19 protein-coding genes and 1 pseudogene are annotated in these 18,694 nt (G+C 44.4%); 11 read left to right on the top strand and 9 right to left on the bottom strand.

Translation table 11 applies throughout. The features are described from left to right. The 4 genes and pseudogenes from RH85_RS04375 to RH85_RS04360 form a co-directional block, all read left to right on the top strand. Positions 1-369 (top strand): TRAP transporter small permease subunit (locus tag RH85_RS04375; RefSeq protein WP_006710987.1); only part of this gene is annotated, 369 nt, incomplete at its 5' end. A 9-nt stretch (positions 370-378) separates the two neighbouring features. Further along, the gene (locus RH85_RS04370) at positions 379-1,662 is read left to right on the top strand and encodes a TRAP transporter large permease (protein ID WP_006710986.1); all 1,284 of its coding nucleotides are present in this window, start codon (positions 379-381) and stop codon (positions 1,660-1,662) included. Positions 1,663-1,799: 137 nt separating this feature from the next. Continuing rightward, a pseudogene (locus RH85_RS04365) lies at positions 1,800-3,139 on the top strand (cache domain-containing protein). After that, positions 3,132-3,767, top strand: a complete 636-nt coding sequence (locus RH85_RS04360) for a response regulator transcription factor (RefSeq protein ID WP_006710985.1) — start codon at positions 3,132-3,134, stop codon at positions 3,765-3,767. Before RH85_RS04365 ends, RH85_RS04360 begins: the two are co-directional and overlap by 8 nt. A gap of 166 nt (positions 3,768-3,933) precedes the next feature. Here RH85_RS04360 and RH85_RS04355 read toward each other — a convergent pair whose 3' ends face one another. From RH85_RS04355 to RH85_RS04335, 5 genes are all read right to left on the bottom strand, one after another. Beyond that, the gene (locus tag RH85_RS04355) at positions 3,934-4,815 is read right to left on the bottom strand and encodes a DUF7916 family protein (protein WP_006710984.1); all 882 of its coding nucleotides are present in this window, start codon (positions 4,813-4,815) and stop codon (positions 3,934-3,936) included. Continuing rightward, complete coding sequence (locus tag RH85_RS04350; RefSeq protein ID WP_050799174.1) at positions 4,812-5,108, bottom strand: PTS lactose/cellobiose transporter subunit IIA; 297 nt, start codon at positions 5,106-5,108, stop codon at positions 4,812-4,814. The genes RH85_RS04355 and RH85_RS04350 overlap by 4 nt, the downstream gene beginning before the upstream one ends. Positions 5,109-5,208: 100 nt before the next feature. Further along, positions 5,209-6,549, bottom strand: coding sequence for a PTS cellobiose transporter subunit IIC (locus RH85_RS04345; protein ID WP_006710982.1), 1,341 nt, complete (start codon positions 6,547-6,549; stop codon positions 5,209-5,211). A gap of 20 nt (positions 6,550-6,569) precedes the next feature. Beyond that, on the bottom strand, positions 6,570-6,878 hold the full coding sequence (locus tag RH85_RS04340) for a PTS sugar transporter subunit IIB (protein ID WP_006710981.1): 309 nt from the start codon (positions 6,876-6,878) through the stop codon (positions 6,570-6,572). Positions 6,879-7,108: 230 nt separating this feature from the next. Further along, positions 7,109-8,107 carry a LacI family DNA-binding transcriptional regulator gene (locus RH85_RS04335; RefSeq protein ID WP_006710980.1) on the bottom strand — a complete coding sequence of 333 codons (999 nt, stop codon included), beginning with the start codon at positions 8,105-8,107 and terminating at the stop codon, positions 7,109-7,111. 198 nt (positions 8,108-8,305) lie between these two features. Between RH85_RS04335 and RH85_RS04330 the strand changes: the two genes are divergently transcribed. Together RH85_RS04330 and RH85_RS04325 are read left to right on the top strand one after the other, a co-directional pair. Continuing rightward, a complete protein-coding gene (locus tag RH85_RS04330; protein WP_006710979.1) occupies positions 8,306-8,653 on the top strand; it encodes a DOPA 4,5-dioxygenase family protein in 348 nt (115 codons plus the stop codon). Positions 8,654-8,821: 168 nt separating this feature from the next. Further along, positions 8,822-9,298 carry a Dps family protein gene (locus RH85_RS04325; RefSeq protein WP_006710978.1) on the top strand — a complete coding sequence of 159 codons (477 nt, stop codon included), beginning with the start codon at positions 8,822-8,824 and terminating at the stop codon, positions 9,296-9,298. 67 nt (positions 9,299-9,365) lie between these two features. On the opposite strand, the gene RH85_RS04320 is transcribed toward RH85_RS04325, so the two are convergent. Further along, complete coding sequence (locus RH85_RS04320) at positions 9,366-11,162, bottom strand: putative bifunctional diguanylate cyclase/phosphodiesterase (RefSeq protein WP_006710977.1); 1,797 nt, start codon at positions 11,160-11,162, stop codon at positions 9,366-9,368. 345 nt (positions 11,163-11,507) lie between these two features. On the opposite strand from RH85_RS04320, the gene RH85_RS04315 reads away from it, so the two are divergent. After that, positions 11,508-11,732 carry a hypothetical protein gene (locus RH85_RS04315; RefSeq protein ID WP_006710976.1) on the top strand — a complete coding sequence of 75 codons (225 nt, stop codon included), beginning with the start codon at positions 11,508-11,510 and terminating at the stop codon, positions 11,730-11,732. Positions 11,733-11,878: 146 nt separating this feature from the next. Here the strand turns inward: RH85_RS04315 and rarD are convergent, their stop codons facing one another. Beyond that, positions 11,879-12,769, bottom strand: a complete 891-nt coding sequence (gene rarD / locus RH85_RS04310; RefSeq protein WP_006710975.1) for an EamA family transporter RarD — start codon at positions 12,767-12,769, stop codon at positions 11,879-11,881. 269 nt (positions 12,770-13,038) lie between these two features. Here rarD and RH85_RS04305 point away from each other — a divergent pair, with 269 nt between their 5' ends. Beyond that, positions 13,039-13,395 (top strand): PilZ domain-containing protein, encoded by a 357-nt coding sequence (locus RH85_RS04305; RefSeq protein ID WP_006710974.1) that lies wholly within the window; start codon positions 13,039-13,041, stop codon positions 13,393-13,395. Between the two features lie 253 nt (positions 13,396-13,648). Here RH85_RS04305 and rplY read toward each other — a convergent pair whose 3' ends face one another. Then, entirely contained in the window at positions 13,649-13,927 is a 279-nt protein-coding gene (gene rplY, locus RH85_RS04300) for a 50S ribosomal protein L25 (protein ID WP_005598831.1), read from the bottom strand. 356 nt (positions 13,928-14,283) lie between these two features. Here rplY and RH85_RS04295 point away from each other — a divergent pair, with 356 nt between their 5' ends. Together RH85_RS04295 and RH85_RS04290 are read left to right on the top strand one after the other, a co-directional pair. Continuing rightward, entirely contained in the window at positions 14,284-15,027 is a 744-nt protein-coding gene (locus RH85_RS04295; RefSeq protein WP_006710973.1) for a glycosyltransferase family 2 protein, read from the top strand. 6 nt (positions 15,028-15,033) lie between these two features. Continuing rightward, a complete protein-coding gene (locus tag RH85_RS04290) occupies positions 15,034-16,344 on the top strand; it encodes an LssY C-terminal domain-containing protein (protein WP_006710972.1) in 1,311 nt (436 codons plus the stop codon). 25 nt (positions 16,345-16,369) lie between these two features. Here RH85_RS04290 and RH85_RS04285 read toward each other — a convergent pair whose 3' ends face one another. Beyond that, positions 16,370-17,257 carry an AraC family transcriptional regulator gene (locus RH85_RS04285; protein WP_006710971.1) on the bottom strand — a complete coding sequence of 296 codons (888 nt, stop codon included), beginning with the start codon at positions 17,255-17,257 and terminating at the stop codon, positions 16,370-16,372. Positions 17,258-17,447: 190 nt separating this feature from the next. Between RH85_RS04285 and RH85_RS04280 the strand changes: the two genes are divergently transcribed. After that, positions 17,448-18,635, top strand: a complete 1,188-nt coding sequence (locus RH85_RS04280; protein WP_006710970.1) for a sugar efflux transporter — start codon at positions 17,448-17,450, stop codon at positions 18,633-18,635. Positions 18,636-18,694: the final 59 nt, after the last annotated feature.

Here is an 18,694-nt window from a genome sequence, read left to right as displayed (position 1 = left end):
TTCTTATTCTCGGCGGTATTTCTGATTGGTGTTCCTTATGCGATCAAAGCGGGGGGGCATGTACGTGTTGACCTCTTCTACGAACGTTTATCAAACAAAGCTCAAGCCATTATCGACTTGCTCGGTACGGTTTTCTTCCTCCTTCCATTTTGTTTACTTGTGGCATGGTATGGCGTTGATTTCGCCAAAGAAAGCTATGCGCTCGGTGAAACATCTGGCGATCCTGGTGGTTTGCCTTATCGCTGGATCATTAAAGGTATGATCCCGCTTTCATTTCTCTTTATGGCGGTGAGTGGCATTGGCCTGATGCTGCACTCGCTAAATAGAATTGTTAATCCGCATCTGATGCACGCCCAAGCTAGTAAGTAGGAGACGAAAATGGTCGGTATAGTAATGTTTTTTGTCGCCTTACTTGCGTTGCTGGTAGGTTTCCCGGTGGCTTTTACCTTTGGTGGTATTGCTCTTATTTTTGGTGTTTGGGCAGAAGGCTTCGAAATGTTCGCCTTCATGCCTTATCGCATCCAGTCAATCATGGAAAATACCGTTCTTATGGCGGTACCACTGTTTGTCTTTATGGGATTGGTGTTACAGAAAACACGCCTAGCTGAACAGTTGCTTGAATCGATGGGCAAATTGTTTGGTGGTGTGCGAGGTGGCATTGCCATTTCTACGGTGTTAGTTGGCGCGTTACTCGCCGCTTCGACGGGTGTCGTTGGCGCTTCAGTGGTTGCCATGGGGCTAATCTCATTGCCGGTGATGTTGAAATACAATTACGATAAGGGTTTAGCGTGTGGCACCATTTGTGCCTCTGGTACGCTCGGACAGATTATCCCGCCGTCAATCGTCCTGATCTTACTGGGTGATGTCCTTGGAGTGCCTGTTGGTGATTTGTTCCAAGCCGCGATTTGGCCGGGATTAGTATTGGTTGGCGCTTACGTGGTTTACATCTTGATTTACGCCAAGATGAATCCGGATGCGGCACAACCTATCGAACGAGATGAAAACGTCAGCCGTTCTGAGGAAGTGTTCAAAGCGCTGAAAGCCGTTATCCCACCTCTAGCTCTGATTGTGGTGGTGTTGGGTTCTATCTTTGCTGGTATTGCTACGCCGACCGAATCTGCGGCGCTTGGTGGAGCCGGTGCGATTGTATTGGCGATGCTGTATAAGCAGTTCAGTTGGAGAATGGTTTACGACGCATCAAAAGAGACGGTGAAAGTGACCGCGATGGTCTTTGCGATCTTACTGGGCGCTACCGCATTTTCAATGGCCTTCACTTATACCGGTGGTGACCATCTGGTTGAGCAGTGGATGCTGCAAATTCCCGGGGAGAAGTGGGGCTTTTTGATCATTACCATGCTGGTGATTTTAGTGCTGGGCTTCTTCATCGACTTCGTTGAAATCTGTTTTATTATCGTGCCAATCATTGCCCCCGTTGCTGAGTTGATGGGCATTAATATGACTTGGTTTGCGATCCTGATTGCGATGAATCTTCAGACCTCCTTCCTTACACCGCCTTTTGGTTTCAGCCTGTTCTATTTAAAAGGGGTTGCGCCAAACGGTGTGACTACGCGCGACATTTACCGAGGGGTGATGCCGTTTATCGCGATACAAATAGTGGTCCTTGCATCGTTACTGATTTTCCCAGAATTTTATGGAATGTGATCATGTGATTTTTGTTAACGTGGTGTAAATGTTACATTGAACGGCTTACTTAGGTAAGCCGTTTTCTTTTTGGCTGCAATGAGTTAGCTAAGCTAATACCGCCAAATACCATCTGCCAAATTTGCTCAGGAGCAAGGATGCCTCTTAAAGTCAAATTGATACTATTGAGTTTGCTGCCATTACTCTTGGTGACGGTCAGCATTAGTTGGATTTCGGTACATCAGTCGCAAGCCTTACGAGATAAGGAAGTGGAGATCATTCGCTCAAGCTTGATTCAATCGAAGGAAACTGCGCTTAAAGATAGCGTAGATTTGGCCTTTGATGCGATCAGACATGTTTACACGGACGCCAGCCTTGATGAACGCTCAGCTAAGCAACAAGTGAAGCAGATTATCTCTAAATTACGTTATGGAAAAGATGGTTACTTTTTTGTCTATTACCGTGATGGCACCAATTTAGTTCATCCGATCATGCCTGAGTTACAAGGACAAAATCTGCGCCATATTCAAGATGAAAACGGTGATTTCCTGATTAAAACCTTGCTAGAAAAAGCACAAATGGGAGGGGGATTTCATCAGTATCTATGGCAGAAACCGTCCCTAAACTCAGTTATGCCGCTTGGCTGGATAAATGGGGCTGGATGATTGGTACCGGCTTATATATCGAAGATATCAGCGATGAAGTGACCAAGCTCAAGCGAGCGGTGGATAAGAATATTGAGACCACTTTTTTCTCTATGATGGTGATCGTGGTGATAACCGTGGCAGTGATTGTGGTGGTGACACTCGCGGTGAACTTACACGAGCATCGAATTGCTGACCGAAGTTTAAAAGAGCTTGCGCATAAAACCGTGATGTTTCAAGAGGATGAGAAGAAACACCTTGCGCGAGAATTGCACGATGGTATCAATCAACTGCTAGTGTCGAGCAAATGCCATTTGGAATTACTCGGTAATAAATTGGATGATGAAACGCAAAAGCAGCATTTAACTCAATCTCAACAATCGATCATGATGGCCATCAATGAGGTGCGCCATATCTCGCATAAATTAAGGCCGAGTGCATTGGATGATATTGGCTTGGAAGCGGCACTCAACACATTGCTACAAGACTTTCGTTCTCATTCTGGCATTCGGGTGGAAGTGGTCTTCAATAGACAGGACGTTAAGTTGAAGTCAGAAATCGCAACAACGCTCTATCGTGTGGCCCAAGAGTCACTCACTAATATTGAGAAGCATGCGCAGGCCAATACCGTTAACGTGATTTTGCAGCAAATGGGGAATATGCTACAACTGATTATCCGCGATGATGGCGTTGGTTTTGAGGTGGCAACAACGTTACGCAAAACGGGTATTGGTTTGCGTAATATGCGTGAACGGGTAGAGTTTATTGGTGGTGAATTTGAGTTAGAGAGTGAGCCCGGCTTGGGAACGGAAATCACCGTATTACTGCAATTGGATGAATTAGTTTATGGATAAACCAATCAAGGTAGTGATCGTTGACGATCATCAAGTTGTTCTAGATGGGTTTATGGCGCGATTGAGCCTAGAACCGAATATTCAAGTGATCGGCACGGCCAGCAATGGCGTCGAGGCAATTGAAGTGGTGAAAAGTCTTCGACCCGATGTCGTGTTAATGGATGTGAGTATGCCAGTGATGAACGGCATTGATGCTACGCGAGTCATCAAAGATGAAGTCGCCGATGTTAAGGTATTGATGTTAACCATGCACGATAACCGTGAGTACATTATGAAAGTGATGCAATCGGGTGCGGTGGGTTACATGCTCAAGGAAATTTCATCGGAGAAGATGGTGCAAGCGATCAAAACCGTTGAACAAGGTTCGACTTATTTTTGCGAATCGGTCACGCAAACGCTGTTCTCTCATGGCGAAATTCCGGTGGCGAGTAAACCCAATCCACTTAGTCGCAGAGAAGAGGCGGTGCTAAAGTTGGTTGCACAAGGACACAGTAGTAAAAAGGTCGCGACATTGCTGGATATCAGCTATCGAACGGTGGAAACTCATCGGCAGAATATCAAACATAAGCTCGAACTCAGTAGCATTGCTGAGTTGGCGAAGTATGCGGTGGAAAGAGGTATTATTTAGGCCATCACAATAGAAAAAAGCCTCTACCGGTTCGATAGAGGCACAGCTAAATCCGCTTCTGCAAGGAGGACAAACTTGTTATCTCAGTTGGGTTGACTCTTGATAACAAAGGAAAAGGATTGAGCGATAATAAGTGGCTATCTTGCTCAATCCAAAGGTGAACATTTTAGCGGCGATTTGCCATCCGTTTGAATTGGTGACGTCGACCGCGTAGCGTCAAACCTAAGCGCAGAATGTTCTCTAATGGGGCAATACCGCTATAGCCACCATCCCCGATATGTACAATATCAGCGCCAGCCGCTTTGGCCGCAATTGCCACTTGTTCAATGTAGCTTTCAGTAGCCCCTTCTTGTGAAGTCCCAATCGCGAGCATTCCTAGCATGTTGGTTTGATGAACTGCCGTCATCATCTGTTGTGCAAGCTCAGGGGTTACGCCCGGAGTGGTATAAGCCGCAGGGAACATCATGATGTCAGCGCCAGCTTCTGCAAAGGCAGGGACGATGTTGAGGTTATAATCATTCCCGGCACCACCGGCATGCATTTTCCCGGCAACAATTAATAACTCTGGAGCGATACTACGCACTAAACCAATGGCATCTAAGATGGTCTCTTGTGAGACGCAATTACCAGGATTTCCCGTTAACATCACATAGTCGAGTCCTATCTCTACGGCGCGTGCAATGGTGGCTTCGGTCACGGTACGCCCCACCGCAAGGTGATTGACGCCGGCTGGAATTGGTTCAAGATTGCAGCCTACCAAACGACCAGTGTATTTTTTTACCTGTTCGACCGTCATGTACTCATCAGGGTTTTCAGAGAGAATACGGATCTTGGGGTCAAACACGTCTAGGCAGTTTAGAGTGATCATGTCAGCACCAAACGCCGCCGCCAATTCGGGCCCGGAAACCATGTCAATCGGTGGTGTCAGTGCTACAACGTTTTCCACCATGATCGTTCGTCCTTCAGAGTGGCGTATCGCTGCAACCAGCTGCTCTCGATTCGCCAAACGAAAATCTTCTGCGGTGTAGTCAAAAATGCGTTTATTCACGATTTGATTCCTTTTAATTCTTGATGAATCGCGATCACTTCTTCTGTGACCTCGCGACATAGCATGGTGGTCATGATGTGGTCTTGAATGTGCGTCAGTATTAGCGTCATCGGTACCTTACCTGAGCCTTCGTCGTAACCTATCAACTCTGTTTGCGATTTGTGCACATCTTTCAATGCTTGATCGCCCTCGGCAATTTGCTGCTTGGCCAGTTCAAAATCACCACCTCGCGCGGAACGCATAGCTGAAATAAAGGCAGAGCGGGCTGAGCCGACATAGCACAGCAAGGTCATTAAAAACTCTTCGGTGATGTCTAGCTCCGGCTTGGGTCTATTACCGCTGATGTTATTTTCGGTGTGAGCCGGTAAATCAGCGGGCTGGTGAGTCGTCGAGTTAGCTTCGGGCTGCATTGAGCTCTCCTTGTTTTGCGGCTTTTGGCGATGAGGCTTGTTTAGCCGCTTTTTCTTCATCCAGTAACTGCTTCTCGTGGATTTTCATAAATGGGTAAAACACCACCATACTGACGGTTAGGCAGGTTAAGACGACCACGGCTGCCGTGATTGAGTTGGTTGACATGACCGCGCCAATAGGAGCAGGCATTGTCCATGGTGGGAGAGCGATGATTTTCGCCACGAATCCAGTTTTAAATGCCATCCATACAATGGTGGTGTTGATGAATGGCGCCACAATCCAAGGAATGAAGTAGATCGGATTCATGACAATCGGAGTACCAAAAATTACGGGTTCGTTGATGTTAAACATCCCCGGCACAATCGACATTTTGCCAATGGTTTTTAATTGAGTTGCTTTTGAGCGCATCATCAGCACCACTAGACCAAATGTTCCTCCAGCCCCACCAACAAACACAAAGAAGTCGACTAAAGGGTTAACAAAGATTTTTGGCAGCGCTTCACCAGCGGCCAATGCCTCTTGGTTGAGACCAAGGTTGACCAGTAGCATAGGGGCGATGATGCCTCCGACCACTGACCCGCCATGAATGCCACTAAACCAAAGTAACTGGATCAACATGACAGCGAGTAGGGCGGCAAAGTATGAATCTGACGCCAAAACCAACGGTTTAAACAGCTCCATGATTGCGGACGGAATTTTAAGACCGTATTGCGTCAAAAGTGTGTTCATCACCATGATGATGATGGAAATAAACACAATCGGGATCAACAAATCAAAAGAAGCGGAAATTTTAGGTGGTACGGCTTCGGGCATCTTGATTCGAATATTGTATTTGATCAGCAAACGCTGCATTTCGGGCACTAATAAACCACATAAAATAGCGGTAAACGCACCTGCACCGCCAAGGAAGGCCCCTGGTAATACACCGCCGATCTCGACTGTGGTCATGGGGGCAGCCGCGAGGATGAAGGCAAACATTGACAACATACCCGTGTTCATCGGCCTCAGTTTGTAGGATTCAGCCAAGCTAAAACCAATGCCAAATGCCGCGTAGACAGCAAAGATCCCCATACTGACATTGAAAGGTGCCAGTATGTTGTCTTGACCAATAGCATTGATTAATGAATGCCAACCTTCAAAGAAGAAGCCTGAGTCAGAAGGTGGAAACGCCAATACGAGTAGCAGTGAACCGACAATCAAAAAAGGCATGGTTGCGACGAAACCATCTTTCACCGCAATGACATGTTTTTGTGCGGATATTCTTCCCGCGATTGGCGCGACGACATTTTCGACGAAGCGCATAGTTGTATCGAATATAGACATGGTTAATCCCTCATCGCTGTTTAACGTGCTTCGTAGAGTGAAATCGCTTGGTTTAACACCGCTTCACCATTGAGCATTCCATAGTTCATCATGTCGATGAGGCCGCAGCCTTTACCTACCGCATCGGCTTCACGTTTGAATTCTTCAAACTTAAATTTGACCTGAGGTGCGACTAAGCAAACATCACATTCCGCTAAGCAATCTTCAAATTCTGAGACAGAGTGGGCCGAAATCTGACATTGAATATCATTGGTTTCGGCCGCTTTTTCCATTTTGGTGACCAGCATGCTGGTGGACATCCCAGCAGCACAACAAAGAAAAATTTTCATATTCTTGTTCCTTGTTAGATATTGCGTTGATTATTTAATAGTCAATGTAGACAAAAAAGAAACCGGTTTCTGTAACCGGTTACATTGATGCGCATGAGTTCACATAATTTGCTTGAGGGGAAGGAATTAGTGTCGACTAGTTCAAGTTTTGTTCAGTGATGGGAGTTGGTTGTATTGATGTCGTCAGCAACATAGTGGAGGTATCGAATTGCTGACGACTTGCCCGGAGGTTAAGCGTGTTGAGTTGAGTGGCGAATAAGCAGTTTGCCTTGTACGACCTCAGGTTGAGGTGCCAGATCGGTTTCTATTAAAATCTTGGCGACGTCCATCGCGCGCTCGGTAATGGCTTTGATTGGAATGTTGACCGTGGTGAGCGGTGGAGAGACAAAAGCCGAGCAAGGGTCGTTATCAATACTCACAATGGAGATATCTTGTGGTACTCGTATGCCTTGTTCATTGAGCGCTTTAATACAACCAATGGCAATATCATCGGCTGCTGCGACGATAGCACTGCCGAACGTTTGTTGCGTGAGAAACAACTTGGTTGCTTGATAGCCTTCCTCAAAACCAAATTCAGACTCGCAATAGCCAGCCATAACGCCGTTGCTTTGGTGTTCGGCGATGAGTTCTTCAAAGCCTTGGCGACGAAGACGAGAGGTTGGCGTTGTTGCTTTTGGGCCAATATAGGTGAGGTGTTTATGTCCTAAATCAATTAGGTGTAATGCCGCAAGCTCGACCGCATTGCTTTGGTCAAAGGTAATTGAAAAGCCAGCCTCTGCGGGTAATGATCGGCCAACATTAATAATAGGGATTGAGACGGAATGACTGAGCTCGATAACCTGTTCACAGGACAATTTGCGGCTATAGAGAATGATGAGAGAGCATTTTTTCTCAACCAAAGAGTAGACGGCTTTGAGTTCATCTTCAGCATTGTTGTGACCGTCGGCAAATAAGAGCTGTTTGCCCATTTGCTCGGCGCTAACGGATGCTTGTTTTAATAAACTGCCAAAGTAGCCCCCAGTAAAGTCTGAAATAACCAAACCAATACTATTGCTACTCTGACTTGCCAGAGCTTGAGCGACAGAGCTTGGGCGGTAGTTTAGCTCTTCCATGACGGCTTTTACTTTTTCTTGAGTGCTTTGTCGTACTTGGCCAGTACCGTTAATCACTCTTGAAACCGTCGCTTTCGATACGCCAGCAATCCGACAGACGTCGTTTATTGTTGCCATTGATACCTCTTAAATGACTTTATTATTATCGATTAATAACATGAAAAGAGGATTTCTGAATAGCGATATACTGAGCACCAAGCCGTTAAGCGAACATACAGAGAGTTAGGTCACACAAATGTAAGCTATGTAAGTGTGGCTGAGAAGTATATGAGAAAAGGTTAGAATATCGGCATCAACTATCGCTTGAGAGCCACAATGACTTTCCCAATCAATCGACATCAAGATTACCACGCCCATTTTTACTTTGATCAATCAAGTAGCGATTATGCTGCCAAAGTACGCCAAGAGATCCATGAAACGTTCGGGGTGTTTGTCGGCCGCTTTAACCAACGTTTGGTTGGCCCTCATACTCATTGGAGTTTTGAAATCGATTTTAATCACGAGCAGTTTGATGATGTCATCAATTGGCTCGATAATGCCCGCCATACACATACCGTTTTAGTTCATGCTGTTACCGGTGACGATTATCTTGACCATACCGATTATGTCTATTGGTTGGGCGAGCCAGTTCGATTGGATTTATCGCTATTTAGCCCGCAATAAGTCACTCAACCTACAATGCTATTGATAGGTTAAGCCGATTAAAATAATAGATTCAAGCAAATATCCTGATGAGAGTAAGCACGGTATTCTTACTCCATCAAACGAATACGCGCTGTATCACGACTTAGGCGCACACTATTCACTATCAAATTCAATAGGAATTGCATTATGTCTAATCAAGTCAGTTTAATCGGCCTAAATCACGAACAATCGGTTCAAATCTCACAACAGCTCAATCAACTGCTTGCACACTATCAAGTGCTTTATATGAATACCCGTGGCTACCATTGGAATATCAAGGGGCAGCAGTTCTTCGAACTTCATGTGAAATTTGAAGAAATCTACACCGATCTCCAAACTAAAATCGATGAGCTTGCAGAGCGTATTTTGACGCTTGGCGAAACGCCAAATCATAGTTTTACTCGTTACCTTGAACTCAGTGAGCTTAAAGAACACATTAACGCCAGCAATGGCCAAGAATGTGTGCAAGGTTTGGTCAATGGCTTTAGCTTATTGTTGCTTAAACAGCGCGAAATTCTAGCTTTTGCAGGTGATGCGAATGATGAGGGAACAGCGGCGCTGATGGGCGACTATATTCGTGAGCAAGAGAAACTGATGTGGATGCTCAATGCCTATTTGCAGTAAGTCACCATTTCATCTGTGATGAGTAATTAACAAATCAGGGAGCTTAGGCTCCCTGATTTTGGCCGGGTTAATTGAGTTCGGCAGAGCAGCGTTGACTAACGAAGCGCTCGGTGAACTCAGTTGCGGAAATCGGCTTGGAAAATAGGTAGCCTTGAAAATCGTCACACTCTTCTTTATGCAGCAATATACGCTGCTCCTCGTGCTCAACCCCTTCCGCTATCACTCTCTTACCCATGTTATGACCAAGTTGAATGATGGTTCTGACTAGCATGTGATCGTTATGCTCGCGAACGCAATCATCGACGAACGATTTATCAATTTTCAGTACGTCGATAGGTAGATGTTTTAGGTAATTGAGCGATGAGTAGGCGACACCAAAATCGTCAATCGCGATGGTTATGCCTTCATTTTGTAGGCGGCGACAGATTTTAGTGACGCGCTCGGTATCCTTCATCAACGTTGTTTCGGTAATTTCAATTTGCAGTAAGTGTGGTGCTAAGCCTGTTTGCAGCAAGATATGACGGATGTATGGGAATAGGTCATCATGAGCGAACTGAACCGTTGATACATTGACTGAGATGGTGATTGGTGTTCCAGCGTCTGCCCACTGTTTAGCTTGTAAGCAGGCGGTACGTATTACCCAGCGACCAATGGCAATAATTTGTTTGGTTTGCTCGGCAATGGAAATAAATTCAAAAGGACTGATTGTCCCTAGGTGAGGATGCTCCCAGCGAATCAGAGCTTCGGCGCCCGTCACGCATTGCGTCTTAACACAGACTTTTGGTTGATAGACCAAAGCGAACTGCGCCAATTTAATCGCTTGTTCAAGTTCCGCTTCAATTTGATGGCTTCGGATGGTTTCGTCCAGTAAGGATTCGTCATACCAACGAACACGATTTTTACCCGTGGTTTTCGCTTTGTTCGTCGCCATATCGACATTTTTGATCCAAATATCATGATTGTTGGCGGCTTTTTTCAGTGATGATATGCCCACAGAGAAGGTAACTTGATACGATCCGCGATCGAGTTCGAATTGAAATTGCTCAGTACGGGTTAATTCACGCACCATACCACTCACTTGATGGTCAATATTGGCTCGCTCACCAAGCAGAATGACAAATTCATCGCCCTCTAAACGGAATAACTGGGCGCGATCAATCACGATATATTTGAGTTTTTCTGCAATGGCTTTTAATAACATATCCGCCTGATGCTGGCCAAAAGAGTCGTTAACGTCTTTGAAGTTGTCGACATCAATCTTAAACAACACGAAATCTCGGTTATTAATGTTGGTGTCAACGTAAGCGTTGACGTACTCATAGAATGCGCGTCGATTCGGTAGTTGTGTTAAGAAATCGCTCAAGCTTTCTTTGCGGTAGACTTTGAGTTGTTCTTCAAACTTGCGCTTATAATAGGTCATTATGGTGGCAAAGATGGTGATAAGCAGAAGCTCAATGGCGTCTTCGATCAACTCTGGTAGCAATTCCGCTGGAACGGTAAAGAAATAATGGGCAACCAGCGATATCACCACAAATACCGGCCAAATTGTGGCAGGGAAAAGAACTAAATAACACAAGGGTAATAATAGAAAGGTCTCTTCGATGGCATCTAATTCTAAAGGCTCAATCAGTCCACCCACCAAAATGTGAGCAAAGGAGAGAAAGGCTAATAGCTTTCTGCGGCGTAAAGATTTCGTTTTTAGGGCTGCAATCATTCCTATCGGAAATAGGACATATGACCAACCCACCGACTCATGTTCCATAATTAAGGTATATGAAATCAGGCTGATAGCGACAATATAACCAATACGGATCACTATATTGATGTTGAGTGCATCTACTATTTTTAGTGCAATGTTATTCATTTAGCGTCTCGGCAACTTGCAAAGCTTGCAAGCGATCCTTCCGGTTCTCTAACTACTTATAAATGTGTCAGAAGACACTAACATGGCTTGATTAAGATGTTATCGCTTTGCGCGACTTTAAAAATGTTATTCGAGCTAATTCACATCAGATAATTGACCCCGCGCACGGAATTTTGTGCTTAGGCTATCTACTCTAAAGGGGACACTTAACGCAAACATTAGAGGCTGGTAAACCACGGTTAGTTAATTTACCCCAAAAAGAACTGTGTGTTTATACAGCAATTTTGTTGACATTCTCGTTACGAAAGCTATGCTGTATATAAATACAGTAACTGGAGGTGAGGTATGTTGTGGGAAACTCTCGAACGCGTAAACCGTGCACGCCAACAGGCGATGGCCGACTCAGCGTATTTAGAATCTGCGAAAGCACATCAGAAAGCGTTACAAACGCAATCCTATTCTTCTAACCCTAATTCAACACATCATCATAGCCCGAAGTCGCCAAAGAAATTGGCCGACATTTATCAACAAGTCGAATTTGGTTCGAATCCGTCGGGGCGTGAGCATTAAATTAAAGAGCAAGAGGCCAATAAGTGCTGTGCTCTGTTCATTACCTTGTTAGTTAAACGTGTTAGTAAAAAGCCCCAGCTTATGGCTGGGGCTTTGTTGTTTTAGCTGTGTGATGTCTTGGAGGCATCAGAGTGTAAAAGCATTGCTTAAGGTTTTGCCAAAGGTCTACTTTTCACCAGAGTTTCAAGGATGATAAACAGTAATCCGGCCCAAATTAGGCTAAAGCTAACCAGCTTAACTTCATCAAAAAGTTCGCCAAAGACAAAGACCGCCAGCACAAATTGCAGGCTAGGCTCGATGTATTGCATCAATGCCACGTTAGACATAGAGGTTAAACGGATCGCCATTGAATAGAAAATTAGCGGCAGCAAAGTTACAGGGGCTGAACCGATGTAAAGCAACAGTGTTTGCCAGCCTGACTCTAACGATACCGTACCGACGGTTGCTTGTTTTACCACTAAGTAGCTGAGCGCAATAGGGGTCAGCAATAGCACCTCAACGAACAAGCAGGTAGCCCAGTCATAATTGATTTTCTTTTTAAACCAGCCATAGAGCGTAAAAAAGATGGCCATGGTCAAGGCGACATACGGTACTTGTCCATACTGCATGACTTGGTAACTTAAGCCTGCTGTCGCTAAAACTAAGGCGACTTTTTTTCCGGCGCTAATATGTTCTTTAAGCACAAAGACGCCGAGAGCTGCCATCGTTAGTGGACTGATAAAGAAGCCTAAGCTTGCATCGATAACTCGGTCATTGGTCATCGCCCACGTAAAAGCAGTCCAAGAGATACACATTAATGCACTGGCGATAAAGGCTCGGATTAAAGAGGCTCTATCAGCAAATATGGTTTTAATATCGATGCGTTTACGTTGCACAAAGATAATCATCAGGGCGGCAAAAGGCACTGATGCAATAAGGCGAAAAGCGAGTAATTCGTCCATCGCTGCATTGGGTAAGAACTGATAGTAAAGTGGCAATAAGCCCCATAGCGCGAAAGAAAGCGCTGCCATGCTATTACCGAAGCGAGAATCGTTCATGTTAGTTGATGAGTGTGTAGAACAGGCGGCAATTTTAGGCCTAATTATTGCGAAGTAAAGCAATAGATTTTTCTATCCACAGAAGAAAGTTTTTATCAGTAAAAACATATGGATAGAAAGTGATTTAGCGCAAGGAAAAGACTATGTGGTGATTGATTTATGCAAAACTAATCGCTAAAGTTTTGTTTTTTATAGCCGATGGTTATAATTAGGAAAATAAGAAATAGGGAAGTCGCTTTCGCGATGAATACACGTAAAGGATCGATGGCATGAACGACGAAGTGCAAAAGCGCAAGTATTACCGATTAAGTTATCCTAGCCGAGCTATGCCTGTTGTTCGCATCCAAGATGAACTGTTTCACGTCAGTGAAGTGTCGGAAAAGGGGATTCGTGTGATCATGAATAACCTAACCACATTATATAAAGGTTTGTCGTTAACGGGTTCTTTAAGCTTAGGCGTGGATTGTAAGGTGCCAATTGAAGGGGTGATTTTACGCTTTGATAAAAACGAAGTGATCATCCAACTGCACAAAGGACCTTCGTTCAAGCATATGGTAGAGCAGCAGCGCCATATCCGAAATAAATACCCGGCTTATTTTGCTCGTCTACGTGCTAACGCCGCTTAGTACGCTTAATCATCATCGTATGTAGACTCACCATTATTATCTAATTTCTGTGTTATTGGTGGGTTGACTGTCCATCATCAGCAAACCAAGCTTTTCTCGCTTCTCGCTTCTTTTTTTTGCTCCAAAAACGGTGAAACCCCAGAGGTGGTAAGTCTCTGGGGTTTCGAATTTTTAGAATTTTCGGATGGTAAGGCCGATATTCTTATATGCAAAAGGTTGGCTTTTTATCCAACTAATTCCTCGGTAAAGGAAATTAGATACGGATGAAGTCCATGTGCTCAACTTTTGGCTTGAAAGCGTGACGTTGAACGTCTTGAGGCTTAACTTTAACTTCAGCGCCATCGATCACTAGAACGATACCTTCGTAGAACTCAGGCTTGTCCATTTGGTTAACGATGTCGTTGTGGTTAAGAACGATTGATACTGGAGCTTCAGAACCACCGTAAACGATAGCAGGGAATTTACCAGCGTGACGTAGGCGGCGGCTCGCACCTTTACCTAGTTCAGTACGTACTACTGCTTCAAATTTCATAGTATTACTCTCGTAAAATTAATATAGATTTCACAACACGATGCGACCTCGAGTTGTGGTATACGCTGCAGAAAACTAAAAGTAACTCTAACAGCGAGCGCGGATACTAGCACTCTATCCCAATTTGAGCAATACCTTTGCCGTCTGTGTGGCGAGATTCTAAGCGTTAAAAAAGGCTTTTTAGTGAATTGGTTAGTTAACAGTCGATCTGTGCTTACTCCTTGATTGTTGCTCGCTTTCAACGCCGCGGCCACATGATCAAAATATGAATGGGATCTGAACGAAGGTGTCACAATAGGTTAAGACTTACCACGGTAATCTAGTTCCAAAATACGTTATTGATTTAGGAGCAAGTTATGAGCCCAGTAAGCATTGTTGTGATTACATTAAATGAAGAAAAACGCATTGGTCGCTTATTAGAAGATCTTAGCCAACAGACTCATCAGCATTTTGAAGTTATCGTCGTCGATTCAAATAGTGAAGATAATACCATTGAAGTAGCACAGGCATATCAAAGTGCTTTGCCAGCCTTAACTGTACATAAGATGGAACAGCGTGGCGTCAGTTTGGGTCGCAATACCGGAGCCAGCTTGGCACAGCATGAACGTTTATTATTTTTAGATGCGGATGTTCGTCTTAACCCAACATTTTTAACTAACGCTATTGAGCAGTTAGAACAAAAACAACTGGAAGTAGCGGGTGTTTACATGGGGGCGAAAGCTCTTCCCGCGGTACATAAGCTTGGTTACGGCTTATTTAACTTAGGCTTATTTATCACGCAGTTCACTTTTCCTACCGCGGTGGGTGCATGCATTTTTTCGTCTCAGCAAGTGCATCAGCGCATTGGGGGGTTTGATGAACAAATTACCCTGTGTGAAGATTGTGACTATGTTAAACGTGCCAGTAAAACATGGCGTTTTCGTTTTCTAAATCTGACGTTTGGTTTTGATCCGCGTCGTCTGGATCAAGAAGGCATTTTTAAAATGGGAGGGACGTATCTCAAAGCGAATGTGCGCCGCTTCTTTTTTGGTGAGATGCGTAATAACGAGATGGAATATAAGTTTGGTCACTATAATGGGCAGAATAATAAGGCTGGATAACAGAATATGTTGTTTGAAGGCTACCCCCTTTTCACGGGAGCGTTACTTGATGCTCTGATTGGCCCTAACTTATTTGTTCCCGGCGAGCCATTTTTGCTCGCCGCAGGTTATCAATTACAGCAAGGCGTTTGGTATGGGCTATTTGCCGTTTTACTAGGCGCTTTACTTGGTGATCATATCAGTTACTGGGTGGGGCGTTATTTGGGGGCTTCAGCTCAAAGAAGATTGATCCAGTGGCAGCCTAAAACGCGCCGGCCTATTGCTCGTTGCCGTAGGCTGATGTTCAAGAAAGGCAATTATGTATTAGCCTTCGCGCGCCTACTTGGGCCAATAGCCTGGGTGGTGCCTTTTATGGCTGGGACTAATCGGATTAGCTGGCCGCGTTTTGCGACGTTTGATTTATTTGGCGTGGTACTGGGTGTCGGGCAATTTGTGGTTTGGGGCTACCTTTTGGCCATTGGTATAGATAAATTTCCTATATTGACTCAAGCAAAAGCAGTGCTTATCGAACATCAATATTTACTGTTGGTGCTCTTGTGTAGTGTTGTTTTTCTTTATGTGGGGCGTAAGCTTCATTGGCGTTTCTTATTTGCTAAATTCACCACACTGCTTTTTTCAATGATGTTGTTTGCGAATTACAGCCATTTTTTCTGGTTTGCGGATGATTTTCAAAAACAAACAATGGATGAGAGTTATAAACAAAGTATTGTTAGTCTGAGCGACTTAACATTGAAAGCGTATCCGGGTAAGTCCGGGGTGTTCGATGCGCAAGCGATCAATGTTATGTACATTGGCGAGCAACCACGCGGGTTTATGCAACAATTAGGTTGGATTGAAAACCGAACATTTTCGCGTGATGAAATTGAATTTAAGAAATATTTAGGCTTGTTACGAGCAAAAACGCCGCCAGTTTCTGACTTGTTTTGGCAAGGATTACCACAAGAAATGGCTTTCCAGTTGCCGGGAGATTTAATGCATCGCAGTCATATCCGCTGGTGGCAAGCGGGGCTTGATAGTGCCACGCAAAAGCCGATTTGGGTTGGGGCGCTTAGCTATGATAACGGATTACAGCTAACACCTTACTCTGGCATCTTTACCGTATTACACAGTATTGACCCCGATGTGGATAGAGAACGCGATCGCTTAGCATCGCAAGTTACCCAATTGTTATCGCAATACCAGACGGAACTAAAGCCATTGTTAGCCCCCCTTGAGCATGATGAAAAGCATGAATATTCAACCGACGGGCGAGTGCTGGTTATCCAAGCGCAAAACTTGGCTTCGGTGCGTGGCAATCAAAATGCACTACCCCATTAATCTATAATTAGGCCGCTAATGCGGTCTAATTATATTGCGCTTTAAAGTCAGAAGGTGTCATGTTTTTCACGGTTTTAAACTGGCGATTAAAATTGGAGAGATTATTAAATCCACTTTGCTCTGCGATGAGCGCAATCGAAAGCTCTGAGTTCAATAACATTTCACACGCCTTACCAACACGAAATCGCTTTAAATGATCGGAAAAACTTTCCAAGAAATGACGCTCAAACAGACGGTAAGCTGAGCTTTCACTAATGTGAAGAGATTGGCATAAATCTTTGATTTTAATCGGTGCTGCGTAATTACGTTCAATAAATCGTCTTGCCGCTTCCACGCGCTTACTCGATTCATCATCGCTATTATTCATATGTAAGCCATAGGCATTAACCGACAATTTATCGGAGTTGGCATCATCGGCCAGTAGGCTAAGAGATTGCAGCACGCGCAACAGCTGATGATGGGGCTCATAACTGTCGAGATTATTGAGAGACTGGAAGATTTTCTCTGCGGTATCGGGGCTAAATTGCAGCCCGTAAGCGGCGCGTTGTAGAAACTTTTTGATAAACTTCAATTCCGGCATGCTTGCCACTAAAGACTCTAGCCATTGGTGGCTAAACCACAAAATCATCGAATAGTGCCCTTGGCCTTTGTCATCGTTAATCATGCCAGAGACCATGTGTGGCAAACCTGGGCCGAATAGAAATAGGCTATTGCGTTGAATGGTGGTGACGCTGTCTCCGGCAAAGCAAGTCCCTTGGAAGACATGGTTTGGGTCACGATAAAGCACCAGTTCGTATTCTGAATGGTAGTGCCAAGGGCAGGAGAACTGCTCGGTCTTTTTTTTGCAGTGATACTCTTTAAATTGCCAGCTGAACTGGTTGTTATTTAAAACGTTTTCTATTGTCGGCTTCATCATTGCTTCCTTTCTCTGCCTAACGTTAGATTACTGTGTTAAGCAAAATCAGTCAAAAAAAAGCCAAAAAATGAATGAAAAGTATTATTAGTCGGCGGCAAGTTATTAATTGATTTGCACGATTTTGCGTAGACTGAGTGCATTGAGTTAGGTCAGGTAAACAACAATTAAAACGGGTTAGGAGTGGAGTATGTTCAAGGAAAAAACAGCCTTGATATTTTTGATTATGACGTTAGTTTCAGGTTTATGCGGTTCATTTTTCTACCCGCTGTCGAGCCTGTTTATCATCGAAGCATTAGGAGCATCGCCAGCCATGCTCAGTGCGTATATGATTTTATCAATATGCTCGGCGGTGGTGGTTTCTCAGTTTATGGCGGTTAAATCCGACAAAGGCTGGAATCGAAAAACGGTACTCTTGGTGGCCTTAAGTTGTTACTTGATTACTGTGTTGGCGTTTAGTGTGATTCGAAACTATTACCTTGCAGTCGGCATTGCTGTGATATTCGGCAGTTTGAGCGGTTCTATTTTTGGTCAGTTGTTTGCCCTTGGTCGTGAATATGCCGACGAGCATATTGAAGACAGTACAACGTTTTTGGCTGTCATGCGTGCAGGCATTGCCATTGCATGGGTCGTAGGGCCTCCAATCGCTTTTATCTTAAAAGCTTCATTTGGTTTTAGTGCTTCTTTTGCCGTCGCTGCTGTGGCGACATTGTTGAGTATTCTATTGGCGTACTTATATTTGCCAAGCAGTGTAATAAAAGAAAAAAAAGTAGTAGAGGAGAGCAAAGGGCCTTTTAGCTCGACCGTGATTCTGTTCTCCGTCGCTTTAGTATTCATGTTTAGCGCGAACAACTTATATGTCACCAGTATGCCGCTTTATTTGACTCAAGAGTTGAAAGTGAATGCGAGTTGGGTTGGTTATATGTTTGGTTTTGCCGCGTTATGTGAAATTCCAATAATGCTTAAAGTTGGCCGAATGGCGGCAAAATTTGGCACGATGAAGTTGCTGGCTTTATCGTTAGTGAGCGGATGTTTATTCTTTGTCGCGATGCTCAATGTAACTGAGTTCTGGCAACTCCTTTCCATTCAGTTGCTAAACGGTGTCTTTATTGGTGTAACTGCGACATTAGGGATGGTCGCCATTCAAGACATGATGCACGATCGATTAGGTACGGCTTCAACGCTGTTCTCTAATCTGATGCAAGTGAGTATGTTGTTTGCGAGTTTATCGGTCGGCGTTGTTGGTGAATTATACAGTTACTACGCTGGGTTCTATATTTGCCTTATTGGTGTGTTGTGTGCCCTGATATTGCTGCTCTATTTTGTACTGAATGAAGCGAAAGAAGAGAAGCTGAAGGTCGTGCAACAAGCAGGATAATGGCGTATTAGTGCCGATACCTTTAGCATGTAAATAGGCGTAAAAATAAAGGCTTACCA

The sequence above is a fragment of the Vibrio ichthyoenteri ATCC 700023 genome (genome assembly GCF_000222605.1).
In the GTDB taxonomy this organism is placed as follows: Bacteria; Pseudomonadota; Gammaproteobacteria; order Enterobacterales; family Vibrionaceae; genus Vibrio; species Vibrio ichthyoenteri.
The sequence above is the reverse complement of the archived record's forward strand: the minus strand, read 5'-3'. Positions and strand labels throughout refer to the sequence as shown.